Below are 14,991 nucleotides of genomic sequence, written 5' to 3'. Positions count from 1 at the left end.
TATGTTTATATTTTAGCCAACCACAGAGAAAGAAACTGCTATTTTGCGCACATCCGGATTATTTCGAGCCAAACATAAAATACGCAATCGATTAATCATGACATTATGCTGACGAACCGTCCGGGCAATCACTTACCCGTCTGTACCACCTTACTCCATTAGGGTAGCTGTGGTCAGATGGTCAATTCCAGCGCTGCCTGACGTCCAGGTCAGCATCACCCCGGTTTTTCATTGTGGGAAAGGTAAAGGAATTGTGATGGAATACTCCCCATTCTCACCTATGCAAACACAGCCAACAGGATCCGACAATATGGAAAAAAGTTCGCCGTATCAGTCACTTGTAAAGACCTTTCAGCGCCTTTCCCGCTTTTCGCATCTCTCCGCCATCGCCGGCTGGGACATGTTCACCATGATGCCGCCCGGCGGCAGCGCGGCCCGCGGCGAAGCGCTGGCTGAGCTTGGCGTTTTGCAACATCAGATTCTGACCGATAAAAAAGTGGGCGAATGGCTGCGCAATGCGCTTCAGGAAGAGCTGAACGATGCTGAGCAGGCCAACCTGCGCGAGATGACCCGCCAGTACGAGCAGGCGGCGCTGCTGCCGGAAAGCCTGGTGGAAGCGAAATCGCTGGCGGGTAGCCGCTGCGAGCACGCCTGGCGCAGCCAGCGTCCGGCGAACGACTGGCAGGGTTTTGCTGAAAACCTGCGGGAAGTGGTCAAGCTGAGCCGCGAAGAGGCGCAGATTCGCGCCGCGGCAAAAGGCTGCTCCCGCTATGACGCGCTGCTGGATATTTTTGAACCGGATATGACCAGTGCGCGTCTTGATGTGCTGTTCGCTGACCTCAAGTCATGGCTTCCCACGCTGCTGGAGAAAGTGGTTGAAAAGCAGGCGCAAACGCCGCTCATCGAACCTCAAGGGCCGTTTCCGATTGCCGACCAGCGCGAACTGGGGCTGGAAGCGATGCGCGTGCTGGGCTTTGATTTTGATAGCGGACGGCTGGATATCAGCGCCCACCCTTTCTGCGGCGGCGTGCCCCAGGACGTGCGAATCACCACGCGCTACAACGAGAACGATCTGCTCAGCGCGCTGTTTGGCGTGATTCATGAAACCGGTCACGCACGCTACGAACAAAATCTACCGCGTAACTGGATCGATCAGCCCATCGCTCTCGCCCGCTCTACCGCAATCCACGAGTCGCAAAGCCTGTTTTTCGAAATGCAGCTCGGCCGCAGCGAAGCCTTTCTTCAACGCCTGCTGCCAACGGTACGCCGGTACTTTGGCGAGCAGCCGGCCTTTAGCCACGACAACTTTATCGCCTGGAATCAGCGCGTCAAACCGGGCTTTATCCGCGTCGACGCCGACGAGGTGAGCTATCCGGCGCACGTCATTCTGCGCTACGAAATTGAACGTGCGTTGATTGATGGCGATATCGAGGTTGATGATATTCCGGCGCTGTGGGATGAAAAAATGCAGCACTGGCTGGGACTGTCTACTACCGGCAACTATCGGGACGGCTGTATGCAGGATATCCACTGGACCGATGGCGGTTTTGGCTACTTCCCGTCCTACACGCTGGGCGCTATGTACGCCGCTCAGCTGATGGCTTCCGCCAGACGGGCGCTTCCGCAGCTAGAAAGCGATATCGCCAACGGTAACTTTACCGCCCTCTTCGATTGGCTGCGGCAGAATATCTGGCAGCACGGCAGCCGTTTCACCACCTCGCAGCTGATACAGCATGCGACCGGGGAAGACCTTAACAGCGACTTTTTCCGCCAGCACCTCACCTCGCGGTATCTGTAAGCTACGGGCGTCGGGCCGCTCCCGGCGCCCAATTATCCCCGGTGAGAGCAGGTTGTACATACGGTTACACGCCGATACCAAACACTCACGGAAACCTCGATAAGACAAGCATATAGTTCTTTCAACGGCCCCGCAGTGGGGTTGAAACAAGAAACCTTTTCGAGGATATCAGAATGAAAAAAGTATTAGCTCTGGTCGTTGCCGCTGCTATGGGTCTGTCTTCTGTCGCTTTCGCTGCCGATGCCGCCACCACCGCCACTCCGGCTCCGGCTGCCGCAACTCACAGCACCACCGCTAAAGCGACCCATCACAAGAAACACCATAAAGCCGCTGTTAAACCGGCTGCAGAGCAGAAAGCGCAGGCGGCTAAAAAGCACAAGAAAGCAGAAGCTAAACCGGCTGCCACCCAGAAGGCTCAGGCCGCCAAAAAACACAAAAAGGCCGCCGCTAAACCGGTAGCTCAGAAAGCCCAGGCTGCGAAAAAGCACCACAAAACCACCGGGCACCATACCGCTAAAGCTGCTGCCCAACCGGCTGCTTAATCTCCCGGGTGAGATTGATTGATATAATACCGGCGCTGGCTTCAGCGCCGTTTTTTTCCGGAGAGCACTATGCTGCGGCGCTACCGTTTTGAGCTCATCCTGATCCTGCTGATTATCTGCGCGCTGGTCGCCAGCCGTTTTTTCCTCTACTGAAGACTTAGCTGCCAGAGGTTGTAGCCCAGGCCGTAAAGCGCCAGAATTAGCAGGAAAAACGCCGACACCGTTGTTAATCGCTGGGCGTAACGCGCCGTTAACCAACGACGAACCGCCAGAATATAGAGCGTAAGCACGCCTAAGTCGATCATCGCCCATACCGCCGTCAGGAGCCCCAGGCTAAAACCGAAGCTGTCGGTTACAGGAATAAACTGCGGAAAAAACGCGGCAAAAAACAGGATATCTTTGGGATTGCTTAACGCGGTCGCAAATCCTGCCATCACCCCACTACGCTTTTTCGATGCATCCTGCGTCACCGGCTCTGCACGCAACATCCCCAGCGCAAGTCGAATAATAAACAGCGATCCGATCGTCGCCATCAGCGTTAGCGCGCGTGGATCAAGCGCCACTATGCCGTTCAGCATCGCAGCAGCAGCGGCCAGCAGCAATAAAGAAGCCAGATTCCCGCCAATCATCGTGCGCACCGCACTGGCAAAGCCTTCCCGCGCCGCCGCGCCGGTCACTAACACCACCACCGGCCCCGGGGTGGCAATAAGCGCCAGTACCGTCAAAGAGTAGGCCGTCAGCAAAGAGATATTCATGATTTAAACTCACCATTTCCCAATTAAAACCCTATCTTCCTCTCTGATTTCAGAGTTGAAAAACGACTTATAGTGAGTTTGAATGTGAGTTTTACTCAATATTGAAAATCTCTGCCAATGTCTATGCCGCCGCTCTACGCACTGCGCGCTTTTGAAACCGCCGCTCGGCTTGGTTCGTTTAGTCAGGCCGCCGCGGCGCTGCACGTCACGCCCGGCGCCGTCAGTCGCCACGTCAGCACCCTGGAGTCATGGTTTGCATGCCGGCTTTTTGTTCGCCATGGCCCAAAGGTCACGCTTACCGATGCCGGCTATCAGCTGGCGAAGGCGCTGAATGAGAGTTTTTCATCGATAGACGGGGCCTGCCAGACCCTGCGTCGTCAGGCAGGCAAGCTACGGCTGAAGGCGCCGTCAACGCTTACGATGCGCTGGCTATTGGACGTCCTGCAACAGTTTCGCCAGCAGCACCAGCGACCGGAAGTGGAAATGAGCAGCCTGTGGATGGATCGCGACAGCGTCGATTTTACTCAGGAGCCATTCGACTGCGCAATCCTCCTGGGAGATGGCAATTTTGGCAATAATAACTGCTGCAGCTTGCTTTTTGCCGAATGGTTAATCCCGCTTTGCGCACCGGGGATGATGCAGCAGGCCAGGCAAGATTTAGCGGCCTGCACGCTAATACATCCGTCCACCGATCGCCGTGACTGGCGGCGCTGGCTCGAGCATTATGAGCGACCTGCGCCGGATATTGCTCAGGGCATCGTCTTTGATACCCTTGAGCAAGGCACCATGGCGGCGATGAGCGGGCACGGCGTCAGTATTGGCGATCTGCTGCTTAATCTACCCGCGATACGCGCCGGGCTGCTGGCCTTACCCTTCCCGACGGCGGTAACTACCGGCGAAGGCTACTATTTTGTCTGGCCGAAAAACCCTCTCAGCCCACAGCCCATCGCTTTACTGCATCACTTTTTAAATCAGCATATCCCCGGCCCGCTCCCCGATAATATTCTCCGCCGGGGAGAGGAGCCCGAATTAGAGAACGTGAACCGCGGCAACCAGTAGATAACCCGTAGCGCCCCAGATCATCGCGGATACGACCGAAACATAAACTAATGCGCGAATACCTTGTTTAGACATAAATCCTCCCGTAAATCGGGTGTTAGACATTGCAGATATCATCGCCGGGATAACATCTCTGTTTGCTCAACAAGCGGGTAGCAATAACAACGTTTACGGTGAGAAAATGTTTCGCTTTGAAAGTAAGTAAGAAACAGGTAAAGAAGTGCGTTTTTCCTGTGAAGAAATTGCATATTTTACCCAATAGCGGCTTTTTTTTCTGAATGGACTTAAGAATAAGCTGAAGCGGAAATCAGGTTATGTTCCCTCATCTGATGTACGTTCGGATACACGATTTATGTTGCTTCCGCCGCCCTTTTCTGCGGAAATAGCGCCGCGGCCAAACAGCGTTAACATCTTGAAATAACACCATTGATCCATCATGAAGGCGCGTTTTTGGCTGGATTAGCCCGCCGTCTGGCTTAATTAAAATTGTTCTTAACTTTCATAAACTTAAATCTGCTGCTACTTTCAATAGACATAATTATCTCCCCAGAGAGTGATATGCGTAGAGACGTACTGTTATTACTGTGTTCGATCTGTCTTTTCCCTGCGCTGGTGCAGGCCGATGATGATGGCATGAGTGCGAAAGATATTAAGACGCTGTTTTTTGGTCATGACGACCGTAAACCCGTCAGCAATCCCACAGACGATCCCTGGGATGCTATCGGGCAGCTGGAAACCGCCAGCGGTAATCTCTGTACCGCCACGCTGATTTCCCCCAATCTGGCGCTCACCGCCGGGCACTGTCTGCTTACGCCACCTAAAGGTAAGCCAGACAAACCCGTCGCGCTGCGTTTTATCTCGCGTAAAGGCGGCTGGGTGTACGAAATTCACGGTATCGAAGGTCGGGTAGATCCGTCACTGGGCAAACGGCTTAAGGCAGACGGCGATGGCTGGATAGTTCCCAGCGCCGCGGCGCCGTGGGATTTTGGCCTTATCGTGCTGCGCTACGCCCCTTCCGGCATTACGCCGGTGCCGATTTTTAGCGGCAGCAAAGCCGATCTGACCGCCGCGCTAAAAACCGCCGAACGGAAAGTGACTCAGTCTGGCTATCCGGAAGATCATCTGGATAATCTCTACACCCATCAGGATTGCGTAGTCACCGGCTGGGCGCAGGCATCGGTGCTCTCCCATCAGTGCGATACGCTGCCGGGCGATAGCGGCTCGCCGCTGCTGCTGAAAACTGATGATGGCTGGCAGGTGATTGCGGTTCAAAGCTCGGCGCCTGGACCAAAAGATCGCTGGCGAGCGGATAACCGCGCCATCTCGGTGACCGGTTTTCGCGATAAGCTGGAAGCGCTGGCCGCCCAGTAAGCGGTCAGCCCTGCTGCTGGCGCAGCTGCAGTAACGACGTGACGGGCATCGGTTCGCTAAAATAGTAGCCCTGCAATCTGTCGCATCCCGCCCGCCGCAGCAGCGCCAGCTGTTTTTGATTCTCTACGCCTTCCGCCACCACAGTGATGTCCAGCGCCCCGGCAATTCTCACGGTACCGCGCACCAGCTCTGCGGCCTGGGTATCAACATCCACCAATCCGGCCAGCGATTTATCGATCTTGAGGCTGTCGAAGCTGAAGCTGCGTAAGTAGCCGATGCTGGAGTAGCCGGTACCAAAATCGTCGAGCGCTACCGCGATACCCAGCGATTTTAAATTTTTAATCGCCGTTCTCGCGCGGTCGGGATTCTCCAGAACATAGCTCTCGGTAACCTCAAGCTGAAGGCGACGGGCCGGAAAATGGCAGCGTCCCAGCACCTGGACCACCCGCGACTCGAACTCCGGGTCGCGGAACTGCGCCGGGGAGATATTTACCGACAGAAGCAGATCGCCTAACGGCTGCAGATCGCTGCAGGCGCGATGCAGGACAAATTGACCGAGGGCGTATATCAGGCCGCTGCTTTCGGCGAAACCGATAAACGCATCCGGCGGCAGCGCCCCCTGCGGGCGTCGCGGCCAGCGCAGCAGCGCTTCCACACCTTCCATCACCAGCGTATCAGCGTTGACGATCGGCTGATACCAGACATCGAACTCTTCGTTCTCCAGTCCCTGACGAATGCCATTCTCGATATTGAGCTGATACTGCCGCGCGTCGCTGAGCGCTTCGTCATACCAGGTGGTACGCCCTTTGCCAGTCTTTTTAGAGTGGTACATGGCAATATCGGCGCGACGAAAAAGCTCCGTGCTGGAGCAGCTTGCCGGCACGCCGCTGGCAATACCGATACTGGCGCTGATATAGATTTTGCGTCCGCTCAGGATAATCGGTGCGTTTAACAGTTCCAGCACCGCGCGGGCAAAGGCCGAAGCCTGATTGGCCGCCTCTGCGCCGCTAATCGTCATTGCGAACTCGTCGCCCCCCATCCGCGCCAGCATCCCTTCCGGGGGAACCCGCTCCCGCAGCGCCTTCGCTATATGCAGGATCAGCGCATCGCCGACGTCGTGACCGTAGTTATCATTAACGTCCTTAAAGCCGTCGAGATCGATAAACACCACGCTTTGCGTCTGATAGCGCGAATTTTCACAAACCTGATTAAGCCGTTCGATCAGCGCCCGCCGGTTAGGCAGGCGGCTCAGCCAGTCGGTCATGGCGGTATGACGCGCCACGCTTTCGCCACGCGCCAGTTTGTACAGCCCGAGGCAGCTGAACAGAATAAACAGCAGGATCAGCCCTGCCGCCACCGCTGCAATCAGCCGAATGCTGTTCGATGCCGCCCGCGACGCTTCGGCGCCGGGCAGGCCGGGCTGCCAACTCAGGTAGCCCACGGTTTCCCCGGCCTGGGTACGTAGCGGAATGCTGTATTCGCCGCCGGTCTGGGTGACGTGCAGATTGCGAATCTGGAACGTATCGCCTAGACGTTCAAGCATTTGCGGGTTGATATGGCGGGTAATCACCAGATAGCGGCGGGTATCATCAAACACCTGCAGGCGTCCGACCGTCGGACGGATCAGGCCGATGCCGATAAAAGCAATACCGGCGCGGGTGCGGGTAATGCCTGCCCAGGCGCTTTTACCGCTGCGCAGCGCGGCGGCATGCTGCGAAATAAGCGCGTGGAAGCCGCTGCCGAGAAACTGCGTATCCTGCCCGGGGAAGGGCTGGCTGCGAAACGATCCCCACAGTACGCGGTAGTGCTGATCGAGTACGAAAGTACCGTCATAGAGATTGTTAATCTTGAAACCAGAACCCCAGGAATTATAGAGCCACTGCGGATCGAGCCTTCCGGCATAGGTCTGACTCACGGCATCATCCCAGACGGAATTATCCAGAACCAGCGACAGCACGCGGTTAACCGACGTCTGCACCGCGCCATTAACCGATAAAACGGAGCGATGCTTATCAATTTCGTTCGCTTTCTGGCCAATCAGATGCTGGGAAAGATAGAGCAGAAAAACCACAGACACGATGAGGCCGATCCCGGCGAAAAAGATCATGATGGAAAGCGTTCTGGCGGAGGGAATATTGCGCCAACCTGGCAAGTGAATCATGTTCTGCCCTCATCACGGCCGGTGGCTAAATTGCCCGAACAGGCTCATTTTTTAAGCGTAATACAGAGAGCAGATTTTGCCGCCCGCATTCGCAGGCGGCATCATATCAGGCGAGTTTAATTAACACCATGCCGGCCACCAGCAGGATCACCCCGATCCAGCCTTTATGGTTCAAACGCTGGCCAAACAGCACCCAGCCGGCGGCAATGGTCGCCGCGATACCGAAACCGCCCCACAGCGCATAGGCTACCGACAGGTCAATCCCCTTGACCGCCTGCGAGAGCGCGCTAAAGGCGCCAAGCACCGCAGCCAGCGACATCACGCCATAGAATTTACGGCGAAAGCCGTCGGAAAACTTAAGAAAAACGTTGGCGATAATTTCCAGCGCAATCGCCAGCGCCAGCCAGGCGGCGTGGACCCACTCAAACTGTTGCATGCGCTTTCTCCTTGCCTGGTTTTACCGCTTTCTGCGTCCCGGATTTGATCAAGACAATCCCGGCGACCAGGGTGACCAGCCCGGCGATTTTTATCATCGACAGCGTCTCATCAAACAACAGGACGCTAAAAATGGTGATCAGTAAAATCCCAATCCCTTCCCACAGGGCGTAGGCTACGCCGAGGGCGATTTTTTTCACCGCGAACGCGAGAAAAATATAGGAAAGCGCGATCATAACCAGCATTAAAATAAAACCAGTATGCCCGCCGCTTACGCTTGCCCATTTCATCGACAAAGTGCCGGTAATTTCAGCAACGATAGCTAAAGCTAATAAAATCCAATAAAACATGATTCCTTCTCCTGCTTGAGAATATAATCCATGACGGCTTACTGCGAAGTAAACCGGAAAAATTCTGACGTTAATTTAGCCGTGCGCAGCGCGCCAGCTCAGGCAGAGAGAAGAAAACTAAAGCGCCGAGCGCCAGTGCTGCTCGCCGAGGAAGCGGGAGTTGAAGAGGGATACTGCAGGGTGATAAGAAATATACATCCTGAACTGATTGTCCATAAAATTACAATTATCCGCGGTATTGCTTCTCATCATTTGCGGATGAAAATTGTCCTCTGTAGTTATACACACGCAGATTTGTACCATAACGCCACATTTAACTCAAAGTCTTTGCAGTTCTTTACCTCGGATATTTGATTTGGATTAGCTTTTTACTGGGGTGTTCGCCATTATGATAGCGTTTCGTCAATTATTTATTCATGGGTCGCGCTTTTCATTTTAACCAACGCGACGCGTTGAGACGCTGTCTTTGCCAGCGTCTACAATAAACGCATATTAGACCCCATTTTTTCTCTCGCAGGGAGCGGTATGGCCAAACCCATCATTACGCTTAACGGCTTAAAAATTGTCATCATGCTTGGCATGATGGTGATCATCCTGACTGGTATTCGCTTCGCGGCGGATATTATCGTTCCTTTTATTCTGGCGATCTTTCTGGCGGTAGTGATTAACCCGCTGGTTCAGCTCATGGTGCGCTGTCGGGTGCCGCGGGTACTGGCTATTTCGCTGCTGGTCGGCGTCATTGTCCTGCTGGCCGTGGTGCTACTGGCCTCGCTGGGCACCTCGCTTAACGAACTGGCGCGCACGCTGCCGCAGTACCGCAATTATCTTTATGAACCGATGCAGACTATCGCGCCCTGGCTGCAGCGCTTCGGCTTTACCGTCTCGGTGGTAGAGCTTAATAAGTACATTGACCCCAACGCGGTGATGACGCTGGTGACCAGTCTGCTTACCCAGCTTTCAAACGCCATGTCCTCTATCTTCCTGCTGCTGCTGACGGTGGTGTTTATGCTGCTGGAGGTCCCGCAGCTTCCGGCAAAGCTGCAGCAGCTGATGTCGCGGCCGGTGGAAGGCATGGGCGCGATTCAACGGGCGCTGGATAGCGTCTCCCACTACCTTGTATTAAAAACCGCCATCAGCCTGGTGACCGGACTGGTAGTCTGGGGAATGCTGGTGCTGCTGGACGTTCGCTTTGCCTTTATGTGGGGGCTGCTGGCTTTTGCTCTCAACTATATTCCGAATATTGGCTCGGTCCTCGCGGCGATCCCGCCGATTTTACAGGTGCTGGTCTTCGGCGGTCTGTACGAAGCGCTGGTGGTCCTGGCGGGCTATCTGGTGATTAACCTGGTGTTCGGCAACATCCTTGAACCACGCATTATGGGCCGCGGGCTGGGGTTATCGACGCTGGTGGTCTTCCTGTCGTTGATTTTCTGGGGCTGGCTGCTGGGTCCGGTAGGGATGCTGCTTTCGGTACCGCTGACGATCATTGTCAAAATCGCCCTCGAACAGACGGTGGCCGGGCAGAGTATTGCCTTTCTGCTGAGTGATTTGAGTAAAAACTAACGACATTGCACGCGCTTTTCCCGGAGGCGATGCTGCGCATCTGTCCGGGCTACCGGCCCGCAGACGGCTGTGAACCCGTAGCCCGGGCAGGCGCTTTGCGCCGCCCCCGGGGGGACTGACTGCGGAGTGGCAAAACTTCCCGGAGGCGATGCTGGCGCATCTATCGGGCTACCAGCCTGCAGACGGCTGTGAACCTGTAGCCCGGCTAAACGCAGTGCGAGCCGGGGAGAAGCTGCGCCACCGGAAAATTCCCCCACTCTTCACTTTTATCTCTACGTCGCCTCCTCGTAGACCAATCATTCACTATCATTATTGATCGCCATCACATCTCTGCTCCACCAATCATTACTCTTACGCTAACGATTCTCCATCGGCCTTAATTGATGCCCGCCACGTCGCGACGCACACTTACTCCCACACCAGGACAATCAAAACGATTCGTCGAATCAGGAGGTTAATAATGAGTGCCGAACAAACGACGGGACGCGTCTGGAACCGTCGCCGTACGGAAAAACAGCGGCGACTGGCCGAGGCCAGGGTCTCAGGCAAAGTGATCCCCACCGACCAGCTGGTTGCGGTCCTTGAGCAGCTGCTGGCCCCCGGCGACCGCGTGGTGCTGGAAGGTAACAACCAGAAACAGGCTGATTTCCTCTCGCGGATGCTGGCGGAAGTTAACCCGCAAAAAATTCACGACCTGCATATGATTATGCCGAGCGTCGGGCGCAGCGAGCACCTGGACCTCTTCGAAAAAGGTATCGCCCGCAAGCTCGATTTCTCCTTCTCCGGTACCCAGAGCCTGCGTATTTCGCAGCTGCTGGAAGATGGCCTGCTGGAAATCGGCGCTATCCACACCTATATCGAGCTTTATTCCCGTCTTTATGTAGACCTGTCGCCGAACGTCGCGCTGATCGCCGGTTATAAAGCCGACCGCAAGGGTAACCTGTACACCGGGCCGAGCACCGAAGACACTCCGGCGCTGGTAGAAGCCGCCGCGTTTCATGACGGCATCGTTATTGCCCAGGTTAACGAACTGGTGGATGACGAATGCGATCTGCCGCGCGTGGATATCCCCGGTTCGTGGATTGACTACGTAGTCGTCGCGGATAAACCGTTCTTTATCGAGCCGCTGTTTACCCGCGATCCGCGCCTGATTAAACAGGAACATATCCTGATGGCGATGATGGCGATTAAAGGCATCTACGCCGAGCATCAGGTGCAATCCCTGAACCACGGGATCGGCTTTAACACCGCCGCCATCGAACTGCTGCTACCAACCTACGGCGAACAGCTCGGTCTGAAGGGTAAGATCTGTAAACACTGGACGCTGAATCCGCACCCGACGCTGATTCCGGCGATTGAAAGCGGCTGGGTAGAGAGCGTCCACTGCTTCGGCGGCGAGCTGGGGATGGAAGAGTACATTCGCGCGCGTCCGGATATCTTCTTTACCGGCGCCGACGGCTCCATGCGCTCCAACCGCGCCTTCTGCCAGCTGGCGGGACAGTATGCGGTAGATATGTTTATCGGTTCGACCCTTCAGGTTGACGGCTACGCTAACTCCTCCACGGTGACCCGCGGCCGCCTCTCCGGCTTCGGCGGCGCGCCGAATATGGGCCATGATCCGCACGGTCGCCGCCACGCCACGCCGGCATGGCTCAACATGATTACCGAACCGGACCCGATGCAGCGCGGTAAAAAGCTGGTGGTACAGATGGTGGAAACGTTCCAGGCGGGCGTGAAACCGACCTTCGTGGAAAAACTTGACGCCGTTGAAGTCGCCAAAACCTCCGGGATGCCGCTGGCACCGGTAATGATTTACGGCGATGACGTTACCCATGTACTGACCGAAGAAGGCATCGCCTATCTCTATCGGGCGGAAAGCCTTGAAGAGCGCCGGGCTATGGTAGCCGCCGTGGCCGGGATCACCGATATCGGTCTCGGCGTTGATGCCAAACGCGTGGCCGCACTGCGCCAAAGCGGCAAAGTCGTGTATCCGGAGGATATCGGTATCCGCCGCAGCGATGCCACCCGCTCCCTGCTTGCCGCCGGTAGCGTGGCCGATCTGGTTGAGTGGTCCGACGGTCTGTACAACCCACCGGCAAAATTCCGGAGCTGGTAATGAAAAAACTCTCTTCCCAGTTTGCTGAAACCCGGGCCCGCTGGCTGGCCCATACCGCCAGCGCCTGCCTCGTTGACGAGGCGCGACTCAGCCCTAAACCGGGCCTGGTCGATAGCCGCGGCAACGGCGCGCATCAGGATCTGAGCCTGGCGCTGATGGAGCGTTCAGCCCGCAGCCTGCAGCCAACGTTTCATGCGCTAGCCCAGCAGAGCTGGCTGCGGCCGGCGGACGTTGCCCTGCGTGAAACCGTTGGCCGGCTGGGCCGCGAAGGCGAAGCGCAGATGATGCAGGCGACTGCCGGGGTCAATACCCATCGCGGCGCTATCTGGGCGCTGGGCCTGCTGGTCAGCGCGACGGCGATGCTGGGAGGAGAGGGTCATGCACAGAGGATTGCGGAAACCGCCGCCGCCCTCGCCCGTCTGCCGGATGCCTGCGCGCCGAAAACTTTCAGTAAAGGCCTGCGCGCCAGCCGCCGCTGGCAGGTTCCGGGCGCGCGGGAAGAAGCGCAGCGCGCTTTTCCGCACGTCACTACCCTTGCCCTGCCGCAGCTATTGCGCAGCCGGGCCGAGGGAGCCAGTGAAGAGCAGGCCCGGCTTGATGCGCTGATGGCGATTATGACTTCGCTTAGCGATACCTGCGTGCTCTCCCGCGCCGGAATGGCGGGCCTTGAAGCGATGCGGCAAGGCGCTGGCGAGGTGCTGGCAGCGGGAGGATGTGCGACAGCCAGGGGACGCGCCGCGCTGGCGCGTCTTGATGCGCAGATGCTGGCGCAGAACGCCTCGCCGGGTGGCGCGGCGGATCTTCTTGCCGCCACCCTGTTTCTCGACCGGGTTTCCGCTTAACGCATTCAGAGGATGTTATGGAACAGATTAAATTGTCATTCCCTGCCAACCGCGCCTTCAGCGGCAAAGCGCTGGCAGGCGTTGTAGGCTCCGGCGATATGGAAGTGCTCTATACCGCCGGACAGAGCGATACGCTTAACGTAGAAATCACCACCTCCGTGGACAACAGCCAGGCGCGCTGGAACGCGCTATTCGAACGGCTGAGCCTGATTAACGGCCTGCCCGGCGGACAGCTGATCATCCACGACTTCGGCGCCACGCCCGGCGTCGCGCGGATCCGTATTGAACAGGTTTTTGAGGAGGTGGCTCATGCGTAACGATCGCAGCTTTATTGAACTCCGCGCTCGTGAACGCGCCCGCACCCTGCTGGATGACGGCAGCTATCGCGAACTGCTGGATCCTTTCGACGGCATCATGTCGCCGTGGCTCGGCGCGCAGGGCATCGTCCCGCAATCCGACGACGGTATGGTTGTTGCAAAAGGGACCATCAATGGCCAGCCGGCGGTGGTGATTGCCATTGAAGGTACCTTCCAGGGCGGCAGCATGGGTGAGGTCTCCGGCGCGAAAATGGCCGCCGCCCTTGAGCTGGCGGCGGAAGATAACCGCAACGGTATTCCCACTCAGGCCGTGCTGTGTCTGGAAACCGGCGGCGTGCGCCTGCAGGAAGCCAACCTGGGCCTTGCTGCCATCGCCGATATTCATGCCGCAATAGTCGACCTGCGCCGCTATACCCCGGTGGTCGGCATCGTTGCCGGCACCGTCGGCTGCTTCGGCGGAATGTCCATCGCCGCGGCGCTGTGTAGCTACCTGATTGTCACCCGTGAAGCGCGTCTGGGCCTCAACGGGCCGCAGGTTATCGAGCAGGAAGCGGGGATTGAAGAGTATGACTCCCGCGACCGTCCGTTTATCTGGAGCATGACCGGCGGCGAAATTCGCTACGCCAGCGGCCTGGTCGATGCCCTGGTAGGCGATGGTATCAACGCGGTGAAAAGCGCGATGAACGAGGCGATCGCCAAAGGCGTGCCCGCGCAGCATCGCAGCGACACATATGAAGATTTCCTGACCCGTTTGACCCGATTCGATACCCGCCAGCAGGCGGACACCGCGCAGATCAAACAGCTATTCGCCCGGGAGGTGAAATAATGAGCCAGTTCACTAATCGCGCCGCGCTGTGGCTAAATCAGCTGGCGCCGAATGCCCCGCTAATGACCGGTCTGTGCCCATCGGTGCAGGTTGCCGACGCCGATTTTAACGGTGAAAGCGCCCGTTTTATCGCCGTGGTACCGGATGCTAATAACCATTACCCACGCGCCGCTCAGGGTGAAGTTGGCCTGCTCGAAGGCTGGACGCTGGCAAAAGTGGTCAACGAAACCCTCGACGCCGATGCCGATAAAACGGTGAAGCGCCCGATTATCGCGGTTATCGATGTCCCCAGCCAGGCCTATGGCCGTCGCGAAGAAGCATTTGGTATTCATCAGGCGCTGGCTGGCGCCGCAGGCGCATACGCGAAGGCGCGTCTTGCCGGGCATCCGGTGATTGGCCTGATCGTCGGCAAAGCGATGTCCGGGGCGTTTCTCGCCCACGGCTACCAGGCTAATCGACTGATCGCGTTTAACGACGCCGGGGTACTGGTGCATGCGATGGGTAAAGAGTCGGCCGCGCGGATCACCCTGCGTACCGTTGAAGCGCTGGAGAAACTGGCGGCAACCATTCCGCCTATGGCCTATGACGTCAGCAACTACGCGACGCTCGGCCTGCTCTCCGCTCTGCTGGATATCAGTAATCCTGACGCACCGGACGCCCGCGATCTGACGCTGGTCACCGATACCCTGCGCGACGCCATCGCTGACGCCCGCCGGGATGCCTCACTGAAGTGCCGCCTTGGCGCGGAGAACCGCCGTAGTTCCCAACTAGTACGCGATCGCATGCGCGCCAGCTGGTAGTCAGTCCCTAAGTAGAAGAAAACCTGCCGGAAGCGGCCACCCGGGGCGCCATCGAGCGC

At 57.2% G+C, this 14,991-nt stretch carries 15 protein-coding genes; 11 read left to right on the top strand and 4 right to left on the bottom strand.

Translation table 11 applies throughout. From position 1 onward, the window contains the following. The first annotated feature begins 310 nt into the window (after window positions 1-310). Window positions 311-1,798 (top strand): carboxypeptidase M32, encoded by a 1,488-nt coding sequence (locus tag ABLV12_RS07905; RefSeq protein ID WP_348866966.1) that lies wholly within the window; start codon window positions 311-313, stop codon window positions 1,796-1,798. 173 nt (window positions 1,799-1,971) lie between these two features. Continuing rightward, entirely contained in the window at window positions 1,972-2,340 is a 369-nt protein-coding gene (gene asr, locus ABLV12_RS07900) for an acid resistance repetitive basic protein Asr (protein WP_064395786.1), read from the top strand. Window positions 2,341-2,486: 146 nt separating this feature from the next. Here asr and ABLV12_RS07895 read toward each other — a convergent pair whose 3' ends face one another. Then, the gene (locus tag ABLV12_RS07895) at window positions 2,487-3,095 is read right to left on the bottom strand and encodes a LysE family transporter (RefSeq protein WP_049129263.1); all 609 of its coding nucleotides are present in this window, start codon (window positions 3,093-3,095) and stop codon (window positions 2,487-2,489) included. 117 nt (window positions 3,096-3,212) lie between these two features. Here ABLV12_RS07895 and ABLV12_RS07890 point away from each other — a divergent pair, with 117 nt between their 5' ends. Beyond that, on the top strand, window positions 3,213-4,154 hold the full coding sequence (locus ABLV12_RS07890; protein ID WP_348866964.1) for a LysR substrate-binding domain-containing protein: 942 nt from the start codon (window positions 3,213-3,215) through the stop codon (window positions 4,152-4,154). Between the two features lie 558 nt (window positions 4,155-4,712). Next, a complete protein-coding gene (locus ABLV12_RS07885) occupies window positions 4,713-5,525 on the top strand; it encodes a serine protease (protein ID WP_004102503.1) in 813 nt (270 codons plus the stop codon). A 4-nt stretch (window positions 5,526-5,529) separates the two neighbouring features. Here ABLV12_RS07885 and ABLV12_RS07880 read toward each other — a convergent pair whose 3' ends face one another. From ABLV12_RS07880 to mdtJ, 3 genes are all read right to left on the bottom strand, one after another. Beyond that, window positions 5,530-7,686 carry a bifunctional diguanylate cyclase/phosphodiesterase gene (locus tag ABLV12_RS07880; protein ID WP_348866963.1) on the bottom strand — a complete coding sequence of 719 codons (2,157 nt, stop codon included), beginning with the start codon at window positions 7,684-7,686 and terminating at the stop codon, window positions 5,530-5,532. A 106-nt stretch (window positions 7,687-7,792) separates the two neighbouring features. Beyond that, window positions 7,793-8,122: a multidrug/spermidine efflux SMR transporter subunit MdtI gene (gene mdtI, locus ABLV12_RS07875; protein ID WP_004102507.1), complete on the bottom strand. Its 330-nt coding sequence runs from the start codon at window positions 8,120-8,122 to the stop codon at window positions 7,793-7,795. Continuing rightward, window positions 8,109-8,471: a multidrug/spermidine efflux SMR transporter subunit MdtJ gene (gene mdtJ / locus ABLV12_RS07870; protein WP_004102515.1), complete on the bottom strand. Its 363-nt coding sequence runs from the start codon at window positions 8,469-8,471 to the stop codon at window positions 8,109-8,111. Before mdtJ ends, mdtI begins: the two co-directional genes overlap by 14 nt. A 30-nt stretch (window positions 8,472-8,501) precedes the next feature. Here mdtJ and ABLV12_RS07865 point away from each other — a divergent pair, with 30 nt between their 5' ends. The 7 genes from ABLV12_RS07865 (at window position 8,502) to mdcE (ending at window position 14,932) form a co-directional block, all read left to right on the top strand. After that, complete coding sequence (locus tag ABLV12_RS07865) at window positions 8,502-8,825, top strand: hypothetical protein (RefSeq protein WP_004102516.1); 324 nt, start codon at window positions 8,502-8,504, stop codon at window positions 8,823-8,825. Window positions 8,826-8,996: 171 nt separating this feature from the next. Further along, the gene (locus ABLV12_RS07860) at window positions 8,997-10,031 is read left to right on the top strand and encodes an AI-2E family transporter (protein ID WP_004102517.1); all 1,035 of its coding nucleotides are present in this window, start codon (window positions 8,997-8,999) and stop codon (window positions 10,029-10,031) included. A gap of 460 nt (window positions 10,032-10,491) precedes the next feature. Beyond that, a complete protein-coding gene (gene mdcA / locus ABLV12_RS07855; protein WP_004113366.1) occupies window positions 10,492-12,147 on the top strand; it encodes a malonate decarboxylase subunit alpha in 1,656 nt (551 codons plus the stop codon). Further along, window positions 12,147-12,989 carry a triphosphoribosyl-dephospho-CoA synthase gene (locus ABLV12_RS07850; protein ID WP_348866962.1) on the top strand — a complete coding sequence of 281 codons (843 nt, stop codon included), beginning with the start codon at window positions 12,147-12,149 and terminating at the stop codon, window positions 12,987-12,989. The genes mdcA and ABLV12_RS07850 overlap by 1 nt, the downstream gene beginning before the upstream one ends. Window positions 12,990-13,006: 17 nt before the next feature. After that, window positions 13,007-13,306, top strand: coding sequence for a malonate decarboxylase acyl carrier protein (mdcC, locus tag ABLV12_RS07845; RefSeq protein WP_017145773.1), 300 nt, complete (start codon window positions 13,007-13,009; stop codon window positions 13,304-13,306). Then, the gene (locus tag ABLV12_RS07840) at window positions 13,299-14,132 is read left to right on the top strand and encodes a biotin-independent malonate decarboxylase subunit beta (protein WP_017145772.1); all 834 of its coding nucleotides are present in this window, start codon (window positions 13,299-13,301) and stop codon (window positions 14,130-14,132) included. Before mdcC ends, ABLV12_RS07840 begins: the two co-directional genes overlap by 8 nt. Continuing rightward, on the top strand, window positions 14,132-14,932 hold the full coding sequence (gene mdcE, locus ABLV12_RS07835) for a biotin-independent malonate decarboxylase subunit gamma (RefSeq protein ID WP_004102523.1): 801 nt from the start codon (window positions 14,132-14,134) through the stop codon (window positions 14,930-14,932). Before ABLV12_RS07840 ends, mdcE begins: the two co-directional genes overlap by 1 nt. The last annotated feature ends 59 nt before the right edge of the window (window positions 14,933-14,991 follow it).

Origin of the sequence: Klebsiella sp. CN_Kp100 (assembly GCF_040065315.1) — a bacterium.
Taxonomy (GTDB): domain Bacteria; phylum Pseudomonadota; class Gammaproteobacteria; order Enterobacterales; family Enterobacteriaceae; genus Klebsiella; species Klebsiella oxytoca.
Note: the sequence above shows the minus strand (reverse complement) of the source record. Positions and strands in the feature narration are given on the sequence as shown.

Excerpts from the sequence above, each read along its gene's own strand:
- asr (WP_064395786.1), top strand. The coding sequence starts at position 1,972 with ATGAAAAAAGTATTAGCTCTGGTCGTTGCCGCTGCTATGGGTCTGTCT.
- mdcE (WP_004102523.1), top strand. The coding sequence starts at position 14,132 with ATGAGCCAGTTCACTAATCGCGCCGCGCTGTGGCTAAATCAGCTGGCG.
- ABLV12_RS07860 (WP_004102517.1), top strand. The coding sequence starts at position 8,997 with ATGGCCAAACCCATCATTACGCTTAACGGCTTAAAAATTGTCATCATG.
- ABLV12_RS07890 (WP_348866964.1), top strand. The coding sequence starts at position 3,213 with ATGTCTATGCCGCCGCTCTACGCACTGCGCGCTTTTGAAACCGCCGCT.
- mdcC (WP_017145773.1), top strand. The coding sequence starts at position 13,007 with ATGGAACAGATTAAATTGTCATTCCCTGCCAACCGCGCCTTCAGCGGC.
- ABLV12_RS07880 (WP_348866963.1), bottom strand. The coding sequence starts at position 7,686 with ATGATTCACTTGCCAGGTTGGCGCAATATTCCCTCCGCCAGAACGCTT.
- ABLV12_RS07840 (WP_017145772.1), top strand. The coding sequence starts at position 13,299 with ATGCGTAACGATCGCAGCTTTATTGAACTCCGCGCTCGTGAACGCGCC.
- ABLV12_RS07905 (WP_348866966.1), top strand. The coding sequence starts at position 311 with ATGGAAAAAAGTTCGCCGTATCAGTCACTTGTAAAGACCTTTCAGCGC.
- ABLV12_RS07895 (WP_049129263.1), bottom strand. The coding sequence starts at position 3,095 with ATGAATATCTCTTTGCTGACGGCCTACTCTTTGACGGTACTGGCGCTT.
- mdtI (WP_004102507.1), bottom strand. The coding sequence starts at position 8,122 with ATGCAACAGTTTGAGTGGGTCCACGCCGCCTGGCTGGCGCTGGCGATT.
- ABLV12_RS07850 (WP_348866962.1), top strand. The coding sequence starts at position 12,147 with ATGAAAAAACTCTCTTCCCAGTTTGCTGAAACCCGGGCCCGCTGGCTG.
- mdcA (WP_004113366.1), top strand. The coding sequence starts at position 10,492 with ATGAGTGCCGAACAAACGACGGGACGCGTCTGGAACCGTCGCCGTACG.
- ABLV12_RS07885 (WP_004102503.1), top strand. The coding sequence starts at position 4,713 with ATGCGTAGAGACGTACTGTTATTACTGTGTTCGATCTGTCTTTTCCCT.
- mdtJ (WP_004102515.1), bottom strand. The coding sequence starts at position 8,471 with ATGTTTTATTGGATTTTATTAGCTTTAGCTATCGTTGCTGAAATTACC.
- ABLV12_RS07865 (WP_004102516.1), top strand. The coding sequence starts at position 8,502 with ATGACGGCTTACTGCGAAGTAAACCGGAAAAATTCTGACGTTAATTTA.